Source organism: Acetobacter sp. DmW_136, from assembly GCF_008690365.1.
Lineage (GTDB): Bacteria > Pseudomonadota > Alphaproteobacteria > Acetobacterales > Acetobacteraceae > Acetobacter > Acetobacter oryzifermentans.
The window spans coordinates 24294-36544 of sequence record NZ_VHON01000030.1; the positions used below are offsets into that span (position 1 = coordinate 24294).

Genomic DNA, 12251 nt, shown 5'->3' on the forward strand with positions numbered 1-12251 from the left:
TGGCTTGCATGTGGCATGTGGGTTCATCAGCCCGCATTACGTTTTTGCCATGCGAAAGGTCCGCCATGAGCCAGACGACGCTGCCTATCCGTCGTGCCCTTATTTCTGTTTCCGATAAAACGGGTTTGCTTGATCTTGCCCGTGCTCTTGCAGCGCAAGGGGCAGAAATTCTTTCTACCGGGGGGTCTGCCAAGGCGCTGCGCGATGCGGGCATCCCTGTTACGGAAGTTTCGGATTACACAGGCTTCCCCGAAATTCTGGATGGCCGGGTAAAAACACTGGTACCCAAAATTCATGGTGGCATTTTGGGCCGGCGCGATCTGCCTGCCCATGTGGCCCAGATGGAAGAACACGGCATTGGCCCGATTGATCTGGTGGCCGTGAATTTGTATCCGTTTGAAAAAACCGTGGCTTCTGGCGCAGATGCCGATACGTGCATTGAAAACATTGATATCGGCGGCCCGGCACTTATTCGTGCTGCAGCCAAAAACCATGCCCACGTGGTGGTGCTGACAGACCCAGCCCAGTATGAAGGGTTGATTGATGCGCTGGGCGATGGTGGCACCACGCTAGAAACCCGCCGTGCCTATGCTGGCGCTGCTTATGCGCGCACCGCTGCGTATGATGCCGCCATTGCCGCATGGTTTGCCAAGCAGGCGCAGCAGCCTTTCCCCGAACGCTTTATTATGGCTGGCCAGCGCGCAGAAATCCTGCGCTATGGTGAAAACCCGCACCAGAAAGCCGCTTTCTATCGTGATGGCACAGTGCGCCCCGGTGTAGCAACGGCGCAGCAGGTGCAGGGCAAGTCTCTCTCCTACAACAACATCAATGATACCGATGCTGCGTTTGAGGCTGTTGCCGAATTTGATAGCCCGGCTGTTGTAATTGTAAAGCACGCCAACCCTTGCGGCGTGGCTGTTGCACCTTCCCTAACGGCCGCGTGGGATCAGGCCCTGCGGTGTGATCCGGTTTCTGCCTTTGGGGGCATTGTGGCCCTTAACCGCACGCTGGATGCAGCCACGGCGGAAAAGATTTCCACCATCTTTACGGAAGTGATTGTTGCTCCGGATGCGGAAGAAGATGCCAAGGCGCTTCTCTCCCGCAAAAAGAACCTGCGTTTGCTGCTGACTGGTGGCCTGCCTAACCCGGCGGCAGAAGGTATTGTCGTGCGTTCCGTAGCAGGGGGTTTTCTGGCCCAAACGCGTGATAACGGCCAGATTAGCCGAGAAGGCCTGAAGGTGGTAACAAAGCGCGCCCCCACGGAACAGGAAATGCAGGATCTGATTTTTGCATTCCGTGTGGCTAAGCACGTTAAGTCTAACGCTATTGTGTATGCCAAGGGTGGTGCCACGGTGGGCATTGGCGCAGGCCAGATGAGCCGTGTGGATTCTGCCCGCATTGCCGCTTCTAAAAGTGGTGAGGCCGCAAAAGCCGCTGGGCTGGACAAGCCGCTGACACAGGGTTCTGTGGCCGCGTCTGATGCGTTCTTCCCGTTTGCAGATGGTCTGGAAACCATTGTTGCGGCCGGGGCCACAGCGGTTATTCAGCCTGGTGGTTCTATCCGTGATAATGAGGTGATTGCCGCAGCAGATGCCGCCGGTATTGCTATGGTGTTTACTGGTATGCGCCATTTCCGCCACTGACACGCTTTTCCCGCTCTTGTGGGAATAACAGTTCGTGGCAGAGAATAGGGCCACGAATCTCACGCAATGCTGTCCCCCGTGCACATATGGGCGGGGGCGGCGTTTCATAATCGGTTGGGCTATGCGCTATCTGCTTTCTTTGTCTGCTGCATTATTCGTGTCTTCCGTGGCTGTAGCTGCGCCGACACATAAAACGCCTGCCTCTAAGGCAGAGTCCTTTTCTGCTAGGCAGACGCATACAGAAAAGCAGGCAGATGGTGTGTACGATCTTTCTGGCTTGCCTTCCTTTAGCGGTAAGGTGGCGCAATTTCTGCCATCTCCGCATGGTGGGGTCTTTGGGCTGGTGCTTGAAGATGGCACGCAGGTTTTTGTCTCTCCCGAACAAACGCATGCATTGGCTGGGCTGGTTAAACCGGGGGATGTTATTTCCATCCGTGGGTTAAAAGGGCGCACGCTGCCTATTATCCGGGCGTTTGGAATTACCAGCCCGCGTGGCCGTGGCATGCAGGATAACTTTATTGCTATGCCTGTGCATTCTACAGAAATGATTGCTGGCCCAGATTTGGTGCTGCACGGCGAAATCTGGCAGCAGCTTTACAATGCCAATGGAGAGCTTTCAGGTGTGATTCTGAAAGATCACTCTGTTGTCTGCATTACCCCGCGTGAAGCTACGCGCGTTGCCAATCTGCTTGCTCCGGGGCAAATGCTCTATGCTGTTGGCACAGGTAGCAGTGGTGAACTGGGCACAGCCATTGATGCGCGAGAAATTGGCGCATCAGCCGAAAAAATGGTGGGTATTGCTGTGGGGGATGCCCCGCCACCCGGGCCACCACCCGGCAGCCCGGCTTATGATATTATTCCCGGTGCAGAAGAACACTAAAACCGTCTTTTAGGTGCCCAGTGTAAGCCCAAAGCGGTAACAGCAAACTGTTGCAGGTTTTGTGCGTTAGTCTTTCTACTACAGGCCAGTAACAGCCATGCGTGTTGACGTATGGCCGAAGGGAGAGAGTAGATGGCTATTTTACGCTGGGTTCTGATTTTTCTAATTTTTGCCCTTCTAGCATCCATATTCGGGTTTTCTGGCGCAGCAGGTAATTTTACAGAAATAGCAAAAATTTTGCTGTTTGTGTTTGTGGTGCTGCTGGTGATCAGCCTCTTTTTTGGCCGCACACCCCGAACCTGATTTCAGGCTTTTTCAGATGTGTCATGTGGTGTGCGGTGTGCTGCCGTACACCACAACACACCTGTTATCAGGCAGATAATGGCGCAAAATTCTACAAAGCTTGGCCAGCGATGCGCCCATACAAAGCTGTAAAGTAGAGCAAACAGCGTTTCAAAAATAATCATTTGTCCGGAAAGTGTAAGTGGTAACAGGCGGGAAGCGCGGTTCCACAATCCGTTGGCCACCACAGAAGCCAAAAGAGCCGTTGCGCTGCATACACCCCAAAAACGTGCCCAATCTAACCAAGCATGGGGGGCGGCATGAAAAACAAATGCAGGAATAACCAGTACAAGAGCCAATGCGCCGGTAACAACGCCTGTTAGCAAAGACCAGTCATGATCGCTTACCGTAGAGGTTTTTAACAGCCAGCGTGTGTTTTCAACGGCATATAATGTCCAGGATATCAAAGCCCCCACAGCACAAAATAACCCGATAATTTGCGAAGAAAAAGCAACCGGGTGTACGGGGGTGCTTGCAGCATGAGATGTAAAGCTGCGCGAAACAATAAGCAGAATGCCAATAACGCTTAAGCTCATGGGGATGGCAATCTGTTTGATACGGATGTTACTGCCAGCACGTATGCCCACCACCAATACAGCAATGGGTAAAAACCCAATAATAAGTGTGGTTACGGGGCCACCTACGGTTGTAATGGCCGTAGAAAGTAGAATGTAATACAGAATATTGCCCAGAATAGATAAGCGGATGAGCGCATTCCATTCGGCTTTTCCCAGAATATTTTTAAGAATATTCCAACGTGGGAGTAGTAAAATCAGGGAAATGAGGCCGTAAACAATGTAGCGTCCGGCTGTTATTTGCAAAGATGTAAAATCATGCAGCAGTAGGGGGACAATAAATACAGTGCCCCATAACGCACCGCTTCCCATACCATTAAGCACACCAAGGGTGAGAGAGCGGGAAGACGTCATTCTATTCTACCATGCAAAAAACCGGGAAAAGCCAGTTCCGACTTTAATTTTGCCGGAGAAAGGTTTGTGCCTGTCTAAAAGAGTGTTGTAGCAAAAGCTATGCTTTTTACGGGTATCAGTTGCACGCCCGTGTACAACTCGTTGTGTAGAAGTTTAGCCTGCATGGGGCGTGCCAAAGCGATACTTGGCTTTGGCTGGCTTGCTGCTTTTGAGATGCAGCAAGCCAAACTCAAGCGATGCAGATAATTAACCTTCAATCTGGCTGAAATCTGCAATCAGCCGCATCATACGCACAACGCGGGAAAGCAGTTTCAGGCGGTTAAGCCGCAGTTCTGGTTCTGGGGCGTTTACCGTAACCACTTCAAAAAACTTATCCAGCGGTTCACGCAGGCTGGCAGCTTCACGCATAGCATCGGTAAAGCGTTCGGCAGCAAAGTCCTTTTCCACGGCGGGTTCCACACGTTCCAGCGCGTCAAACAGGGCGCGCTCTTCATCCTGTGTGAACAGGGCGGGGGCTGGGCTATCTTCGTGTGGGCCGTCTTTTTTGTCTTCAATCCGCAGAATGTTGGCCGCACGGCGCGTGGCGGCCAGCAGGTTCTTGCCGTCTTCCGTTTCCAGCATATCCTGCAAGGCGTGGGCACGGGCTAGCAGACGCACGATATCTGTATCGGAATTATCGACGGAAATTGCGGCCAGACAGTCATGTCGTGCACCTTCGGAGCGCACCTGCACGCGCAGACGTTCCGCAATAAACTGTGGCAGCAGATCCAGATCAGGCGCATCCTGCAAATCAGCAGGCAGGGCTTCGGCAGCCAGAACAAACAGGCGCACCAGATCAAGCCGCAGATTGTTTTCACGGATCAGGCGGATCACGCCCAATGCGGCACGGCGCAGACCGAACGGGTCTCCCGAACCGGAAGGTTTTTCACCAGCGGCAAAGAAAGCCACCAGCATATCTATCCGGTCGGCCAGCCCCAGCACAACAGAAACCGGCGCAGTTGGCACGGAATCACCGGGGCCGCGCGGGGTATATTGCTCACTAATGGCCTGAGCCACGGCAGCACTTTCGCCATCATGTTTAGCGTAGTAGCCGCCCATTACCCCCTGAAGTTCGGGGAATTCTCCAACCATACCGGTTGTCAGGTCGGTTTTGCTCAGCTCTGCTGCACGCTCGCAATCAGCTTTGGGTGCGCCCACCATATCGGCCAGAATACCGGCCAAACGCACCATACGGCGTGTGCGATCACCCTGTGATCCCAAGCTGGCATGGAAAGTAATGGAATCCAACGCCTTCAGGCGGGAAGCCAGCGTTTGCTTGCGATCCAGATCCCAGAAATGGCGGGCATCTGCAAAGCGCGCACGCAGCACGCGTTCATTGCCGGTAACAATCAGCGTGCCATCATCTGCGGGGATAATGTTGGCCACAAAAGCAAAACGCGGTGCAGCTGAACCATCGCTGTTGCGCAGGGCAAAATACCGTTGGTTCACGCGCATGGAAACCTGCATCACTTCGGCAGGAAGTTCCATAAACTGCGCATCAATTTGGCCAAGGAACGGCACAGGCCATTCCACCAGCCCAGCTACTTCGTCCACCAATCCAGAATCTGGCACAATCTGCAACCCTTCGGAGGCAGCCAGTGTGTTCAGGCCTTCTGCAATGGTTTTACGGCGTTCTGCCGCATCCACCATCACGTGGCGGTCATGCAAGGTTTTCCGCCATTCCGTAGCGCTGGACACAGCCACGGCACCGGGGTTGAGGAAGCGATGGCCTTCCGTAAGGTTGGCAGCCACCAGATTGTGCCCGTTATCTTCACCCTGAGCGAGGGAGAAAGGTATGGCTTCACCATCCAGAATGCACAGAATACGACGTAGTGGGCGCACCCATGTAAAGCTGCTGCCAGCACCCCAACGCATGGATTTGGGCCAAGGGAAGCGCCGCAGCAGATCAGGCAGCACAGCCGCAATATGGGCCTGCGCGCTTACGGCAGGTTCTTCGCGCTCTAGCACCCAAAAGCCGTTTTGTAGTGTTAGGGCATCACGCGTAACACCGTGTTTACGGGTAAAGCCATCAAGCGCTTTATCTGGTGCGCCTTCACGCGGGCCGCGTTCAGAAACCGTGCGGCCGGGCACTGTGGCATCAATGTTCAGGCTGGCGGCAATGCGGCGCGGGCCGGTGGCGGCCACGGCATTCTGTGGGTGCAGGGGGGCCAGAGCCTCGGTTAGCAGGCGCAGGAGGTTTTCCCCTGCCTGACTTTGCATCCGGGCTGGAATTTCTTCAGAGAACAGTTCTATCAGCAGTTCGGGCATTATCTTACTTGTCCTCGCCAGCCAGCCAGGTTTCACAGCATAGCTTGGCCAGATTACGCACTCGGGCAATATAGGCAGCGCGTTCGCTCACGCTGATAACGCCGCGCGCATCTAGCAGATTGAACAGATGGCTGGCCTTCAGGCATTGATCATACGCAGGCTGGGCCACTCCGGCTTCGGCCAGCGCCACGCTTTCTTTTTCCGCATCTGTAAAATGCTGGAACAGCAGGTCTGTGTTCGCCAGTTCAAAATTATGGCGGGAGTAATCTTTCTCGGCGCGCAGGAACACATCGCCATAGGTCAGGCCCGCGCCGTTGTAATCCAGATCGTACACGTTCTCCACGCCCTGCACATACATGGCCAGACGTTCCAGCCCGTATGTTAGTTCGGTGGAAGGCAGGGTTACGGGAATACCGCCAACCTGCTGGAAATACGTAAACTGGGTTACTTCCATGCCATCGCACCATACTTCCCAACCAAGGCCCCATGCGCCGATGGTGGGGTTTTCCCAGTCATCTTCCACAAAGCGGATATCGTGTAGTTCGGGGTCAATCCCAATTGCGCGGTAGCTGTCTAGCAGCAGTTTCTGGCTTTCTTCCGGCGTGGGCTTGAGCAGAACCTGATACTGGTAATAGTGCTGCAAGCGGTTTGGGTTTTCCCCATAGCGGCCATCAGAGGGGCGGCGGCAGGGCTGCACATAGGCGGCTTTCCACGGCTTGCTGCCAAGCGCGCGTAAGGTGGTATGGGGGGAAAGAGTGCCTGCACCAATTTCCTGATCATAGGGCTGAAGAATGGCGCATCCCTGTTTGGACCAGAACTGGTGAAGGGTCAGGATAAGATCCTGAAAGGAAAGAGGCCGCTCAGTGGGGCGGGCAGACGCCGGGTCCATGATCAGGGTGCTACTCCGGTAGGTTACGTTATAATGCAGCAATATATATGCTGCGTGCGGGCACACCATACAGCCCCATGCGTCGAACCGGAAGAGAAGGTAGGCCATGGTGTAATTCTTCCTGTGCAGGGCTTCTTGCATCGCGCTTGTATCCGCGCCACATCTTGGACAGAGTGTTGGCGTAAAAACAAAGGCTGTAGCCGCCAGCGTTAGGCCCAAAAGGGCAGGGAAGGTATGGGATGAATAACGACGAACGCGATCTGATCGAAAAATTCTTTGCGCGTGTAAGCGGCGCGCCGCAGGGTGGTTTTGCCAGCGTGCCTTCTACGCGGCCCAACCTGCCCCCAATAGACCCGGAAGCAGACCAGTTTATTGCGCAGGAATTCCAGAAATACCCGGAAGCCCGCTACCGTATCACCCAAATGGCAGTTGTGCAGGAAGCCGCGCTGGTAGAAGCGCAAAACCGCATTCAACAGCTTCAGTTCCAGTTACAGCAAGCCCAACAAGCTTTGCAGCAGGCCCAGCAGCAGGGTTCTGGGCAACAGAAATCGGGTGGGTTTTTTAGTGGTTTGTTTGGTGGTGGGCAGAATCCGCAGGCTCAGCCCCAACCGCAGCCAACCGCAGCGCCTCCGGGTTGGGGTGGGCGCCCTGCAGCAGCACCCATGCCGCCGCAATATCAGCCGCAGCCCATGCCTTATGGTATGCGTCCCTCTATGTTTCAGGGTGGTTCGGGCTTTTTGGGCAGTGCACTTTCCACAGCAACAGGTGTTGCTGGCGGTATGATGGCAGCCAATGCGCTCACCAGCCTTTTCAGTGGGCATCATGATGCTGGCGCTGCGGGCGGTGATGCTGGATGGGGTGGCGGCGCAGCCCCTACGGAAACCATTAACAATTATTATGGTGATGCAGGAGCAGGAGCAGCAGCAGCAGGCGCAGATCCTTTTGGTGGGGCAGGTACCAGCGCAGATCCGAATTTTGACGCAAACAATTCTGACTGGGGCGGAGATGCCGGAGATGCAGGCGGAGATTGGGGTGGGGGAGACGATCAGAGCTTCTGATCCACTTACTAAAAAGGGCGGCTTCAAGGCCGCCCTTTTTTATCTGGATACGCTCATTGTTTGCATAAGCTCAAGAATTTTTCGGCGCATTTGCGCGTCTGGAATGCTGTAATACACGCGTACCAGCTCCAGTGTTTCCTGCTTTTTGAATATGTTTTTTGTATCCGATGTAGATGCTACGCTAACATTCTTGTCCGCTGGTGCACCAAAGCTTTTGCGTGTTTCCGAAAAATGCGCCTGCTTATTGGAAACAACTTCCGCAGAATGCATATCATCAAAAAAGAAGCTGATCGGCACATCCAACGCACAGGCAATATGATACAATCGCGAAGCGCCTACCCGGTTTGCTCCACGTTCATATTTCTGAATCTGCTGGAAGGTAATTCCCAAAGCTTCTCCCAGTTTTTCCTGAGAGAGTCCCAACAATGTGCGGCGTAGTCTTATGCGTTTGCCAACATGGGCATCAATGGCACTGGCAGCAGCATGAGGCTGGATCATGGTGGTGTCGATCGGTTCCTGCTCCGTATGTTTCACGCCTCGAAACTTTTCCTGCTTTCACGAGGGAATATGCTCAAGAAGGTTAACATTTTATAAAGATGTTTGCCGTCTCCTCCAAAAGAAAAACAGCGCAGACACCTATTTAAAAGCGAACTGCGCCATAAAACTGAAAAAAACGGTGAACAGGAAACTAAGAAAAATCAGGCTTTGCTGCGCCGGATAGATGCGCCCAGAATCAGCAATGCACAGAATAGTAAAGGAACAGCTTGTCCGTAATGCCCGAAAAACGTGCGAGGAAGGGCCGCAGGCACAGCAGAAACAAGTACACCTGTTTTATCCCATCCCAATTTGGCAAGAAGATGGCCTCTGCCATCAAAAGCCGCAGAAATACCTGTATTGGCAGCTCTTACGATTGGCAGCCCTTCTTCTACAGCGCGTAAGCGCACGGATTCCAAATGCTGGCGTGGGCCTGCACTGTTGCCGAACCATCCATCATTCGTAACATTGGCTAACCAGCGGGGGCGATCATGGGGGTTGGTCACATCGCCCGAAAAAATCACTTCGTAACAGATTAACGGGCCAACGGGTGGAATGTTGGCCAAATGCCATGTTTGTGGGCCAGGGCCAGCAGCCAATCCGCCCTGCGGTACAATCTGTAAAGGGATGAAGGAGGGTTGATATTCTCCAAAAGGTACAAGGCGTGCTTTATCATACACGGCGCTTACGGCCCCATCAGGAGCCAAAGCCAAAACGGAATTACGGTAACGCCCGTTATCATCCTGCCGGAGTGCACCAATAATTCCTGCATCGGCCCCAAGAGCCCAATCCATAATAACTTCTCGGGCCTTGGGCGTATCCTGCAACAGATCGTAGCCGGGGAAAGAGGTTTCCGGCCACAAAAACACAATAGGGCGATAAGGTGTGCCAGAGGCTGCCTGCTGAATTTGTAATTGCCGAGCTTGCTGCACGCCTTGGGCTGTTAGGCGTAGGTAGCGCAAAAAGATATCTCTGGGACGCAACCTGCCTACTTTTTCAGTTTCGGGCACATTGCCCTGAACCATAACAGCTATTGGCCCGGATTCGCCCTGAGGATAAATGCTGTAAAAGCGTGCGGCGCCCACACCAAGCCACAGCACAGAGGCAGCTATACAGCCTATATAAATTCTACGCCGAACTATAGGTATGCAATATGGGGCTGCCGCTTGTGGCGTAAACGGAATGCGCAGATGCAGGTTATCCAATAAGGCGCTGCCACATAGCAGGCTTGCCAATACAAGCGCCAAAGTTAGCCCATCTTCTCCCACCCATGCAGCAGGTTGGATGAGTATGTCCCCAACAGGGCCGGGTATGGCAAGGCAACTGCCCAGTGCATTCCACGTAAAACCGCTGAATAAAAATGTGCGGCCCATATCAAAAATCGTCCATGCTCCGGCAAAAAATGCCAGACGGCGCAACCCTGCGGGCACCAACATGCTGAGTGCGGCCGGTGCCCCCACCATCGGCGCAAGAATAAGGGCACACCCCATGGAAGGGAAAGGCACAAACCACCAGAACTCATCAGCACGAATCAGCACAGCATTGACCAGCCAGTAAAGTCCGGCTGTGTAAAAGCCAAAACCAAACAGGCAGCCAGCCCATGCGGCGTGTTTCCAACTTGTTGTGGTGTTGAGTATCTGGCCGAGTATGCCAAAAGTAAGCAACAATATGGGTAGGAAGTGCAAAGGGGGCAGAGCCAGCGCAGAAAGAGCGCCAACCCCCAGCATAAACCCTATGAAACGCCAATTGTCCCGCCAGCATCGGCGCAGGCGGTTATGCGCCGTTTGAAAAAACGCGGGCAGTTTTACCACGGCGCAAACCTTAGTTTACTGACTGACAGAAAAAGAAAACGGACGTTGAAAAAGCTGTCCGTTATCAGTCCAGAGCATCGCGCAGGCGGCGCTCGTAGTGCCTGTAATATTTATCTGCCAGTAGCTCACTTTTGACCAGAATGGCCACATCCGTAGTGTTGAACTGCGGGTCCACCACCGCGCCATCCCCCACATAACCACCTAGCCGCAGATAGCCTTTAATAAGTGGCGGTAGGCCAGCCAGGCACCGGCGCAGGTTGAGGCTGTGCGGGTCTGTGCGCAGCATTTCTACCTTCCGGTCTGGCAAAGCCCGCACACGCAGAGCCGGAGGGGCCAGATGGTTGTGGTACAGGTAGGTAAGTTCATTGGCCATTTTGTCCGGGTCCGTGCCCGGCAAGCTGGCGCAACCAAACAGCAGATCAATCTGATGCAGGAAAATGTAGGAGGCAATGCCCCGCCACAGCAGTTGCATGGCTGTGCGGCCACGGTAGTTTTTATCTACGCAGGATCGGCCCACTTCCAGCAATTTTCCGGGGAATTCCTTTAAGGGCGTAATGTCATATTCGCTGGAGGAATAAAAACGCCCGATTTTTTTTGCAGCGTCACTTTGCACCAGTCGGTATGTGCCCACCACGCCTCGTGCGTCCGAGGCAATGGAGTGGTCAATTACCAACAGGTGGTCTGCCACATTATCAAATTCATCAATATCGCGTTTAAGGCGCAGGGTTTCGCCTTCTGGGCGGGCCCCCATTTCTTCATAAAAAACGCGGTAGCGCAGGGCTTGGGCTGCTTCCAGCTCGGCCTCTGTTTCTGCAATGCGTACGCTCAGGGTGCCACCACGCAGTTCGGGAAAGCCTTTGCGTTCCAGATCCAGCGCAGAAAGTCCCCCTCCGTTATTGCGCGTTGCACTCATGCAGCATTTCCTTTCTGGCGGGCACGAGAGGATGTTTTGGTGCCCGGCTTTGCAGCGGATTTTTTGCGGCCAAACAGCTCAAGCCGCATGGAAACAAATTCAAAGCCCAACCGATCAGCCACTTTTTTCATCAAAGCTTCATGTTCGGGATCTTCAAACTCTATAACTTTCCCATTATCCACGTCTATCAGATGATAATGGTGCCGCCCATTTTCCGTTGCTTCATACCGTGCGCGCCCACCGCCGAAGTCTCGGCGTTCCAGAATACCTTTTTCTTCCAGAAGCCTTACGGTGCGATACACCGTGGCCACTGAAATGCGGGAATCCAGTGTCAAGGCACGGCGGTACAGCTCTTCCACATCAGGGTGGTCGTCTGCTTCAGACAGAACACGTGCAATCACGCGCCGCTGTCCGGTCATTTTCAGGCCGTGTTCAACACACAGCTGCTCGATCCGCGATTCTGCCGACTGTGCCTTCAAGATCACAAATCCTGCTTTGAGTTACAATTTGTGTTTCAGGTTTCAGGTAGCCGAAAGTGATAGGGTTTGTCCAATTTTACACTCGCTGGCAGTTTTTTTATGCGATGCAGGCCCCTATCTTTTGCAGATGAGCTTACGTTTTTCGCCCTTTTATGGAGTTTCTGAATGACCCGTTCTGCTGCATACGTGCCTGATTTTAACGTGCAGGAAGAGCCACGCATTGCCGTTTTGGATATTACAACGGAAAAATGCCCCATGACATTTGTGCGCACGCGTCTGGCGCTGGATGGCCTGCCACCGGGTGGTTTGTTGGCTGTGCGCCTGAAGGGGGAAGAGCCGCTAAAGAACATCAGCCGGTCTGCTCGGGCGCTTGGGCATACCATTTTGTCCGATGTGCCGCAGCCCGATGGCAGTGTGGTGCTCACGTTGCGCAAAAAACAGGAAACGCCTGCTTCGTAATCCGAAG

General features: G+C 53.8%; 12 protein-coding genes. 5 read left to right on the forward strand and 7 right to left on the reverse strand.

The annotated features are described in order from the left end of the window. The first annotated feature begins 65 nt into the window (after positions 1 to 65). The 3 genes from purH to FKW31_RS10510 all read left to right on the forward strand — a co-directional run bounded on the left by purH (position 66) and on the right by FKW31_RS10510 (position 2826). Complete coding sequence (purH, locus tag FKW31_RS10500; protein ID WP_063354824.1) at positions 66 to 1643, forward strand: bifunctional phosphoribosylaminoimidazolecarboxamide formyltransferase/IMP cyclohydrolase; 1578 nt, start codon at positions 66 to 68, stop codon at positions 1641 to 1643. Between the two features lie 121 nt (positions 1644 to 1764). Beyond that, on the forward strand, positions 1765 to 2523 hold the full coding sequence (locus tag FKW31_RS10505; protein WP_063353402.1) for an OB-fold nucleic acid binding domain-containing protein: 759 nt from the start codon (positions 1765 to 1767) through the stop codon (positions 2521 to 2523). A 132-nt stretch (positions 2524 to 2655) separates the two neighbouring features. Further along, a complete protein-coding gene (locus FKW31_RS10510) occupies positions 2656 to 2826 on the forward strand; it encodes a DUF1328 domain-containing protein (protein ID WP_003623804.1) in 171 nt (56 codons plus the stop codon). A gap of 2 nt (positions 2827 to 2828) precedes the next feature. Here FKW31_RS10510 and FKW31_RS10515 read toward each other — a convergent pair whose 3' ends face one another. From FKW31_RS10515 to FKW31_RS10525, 3 genes are all read right to left on the reverse strand, one after another. Next, a complete protein-coding gene (locus FKW31_RS10515; RefSeq protein WP_150178523.1) occupies positions 2829 to 3794 on the reverse strand; it encodes a DMT family transporter in 966 nt (321 codons plus the stop codon). 246 nt (positions 3795 to 4040) lie between these two features. Next, the gene (glyS, locus tag FKW31_RS10520; protein WP_150178524.1) at positions 4041 to 6101 is read right to left on the reverse strand and encodes a glycine--tRNA ligase subunit beta; all 2061 of its coding nucleotides are present in this window, start codon (positions 6099 to 6101) and stop codon (positions 4041 to 4043) included. 4 nt (positions 6102 to 6105) lie between these two features. Next, a complete protein-coding gene (locus FKW31_RS10525) occupies positions 6106 to 6990 on the reverse strand; it encodes a glycine--tRNA ligase subunit alpha (RefSeq protein ID WP_035351216.1) in 885 nt (294 codons plus the stop codon). A 239-nt stretch (positions 6991 to 7229) separates the two neighbouring features. Here FKW31_RS10525 and FKW31_RS10530 point away from each other — a divergent pair, with 239 nt between their 5' ends. Further along, positions 7230 to 8048, forward strand: coding sequence for a DUF2076 domain-containing protein (locus tag FKW31_RS10530; RefSeq protein WP_150178525.1), 819 nt, complete (start codon positions 7230 to 7232; stop codon positions 8046 to 8048). Between the two features lie 39 nt (positions 8049 to 8087). On the opposite strand, the gene FKW31_RS10535 is transcribed toward FKW31_RS10530, so the two are convergent. From FKW31_RS10535 to FKW31_RS10550, 4 genes are all read right to left on the reverse strand, one after another. After that, positions 8088 to 8582, reverse strand: coding sequence for a helix-turn-helix domain-containing protein (locus FKW31_RS10535; protein ID WP_150178526.1), 495 nt, complete (start codon positions 8580 to 8582; stop codon positions 8088 to 8090). A gap of 164 nt (positions 8583 to 8746) precedes the next feature. After that, positions 8747 to 10393 carry an apolipoprotein N-acyltransferase gene (lnt, locus tag FKW31_RS10540; RefSeq protein ID WP_150178527.1) on the reverse strand — a complete coding sequence of 549 codons (1647 nt, stop codon included), beginning with the start codon at positions 10391 to 10393 and terminating at the stop codon, positions 8747 to 8749. Between the two features lie 64 nt (positions 10394 to 10457). After that, positions 10458 to 11306: a GNAT family N-acetyltransferase gene (locus FKW31_RS10545; protein WP_035351195.1), complete on the reverse strand. Its 849-nt coding sequence runs from the start codon at positions 11304 to 11306 to the stop codon at positions 10458 to 10460. After that, positions 11303 to 11791: a Fur family transcriptional regulator gene (locus FKW31_RS10550; protein ID WP_006116856.1), complete on the reverse strand. Its 489-nt coding sequence runs from the start codon at positions 11789 to 11791 to the stop codon at positions 11303 to 11305. The genes FKW31_RS10545 and FKW31_RS10550 overlap by 4 nt, the downstream gene beginning before the upstream one ends. A gap of 159 nt (positions 11792 to 11950) precedes the next feature. Here FKW31_RS10550 and FKW31_RS10555 point away from each other — a divergent pair, with 159 nt between their 5' ends. Next, a complete protein-coding gene (locus tag FKW31_RS10555) occupies positions 11951 to 12244 on the forward strand; it encodes a sulfurtransferase TusA family protein (RefSeq protein WP_003623789.1) in 294 nt (97 codons plus the stop codon). The last annotated feature ends 7 nt before the right edge of the window (positions 12245 to 12251 follow it).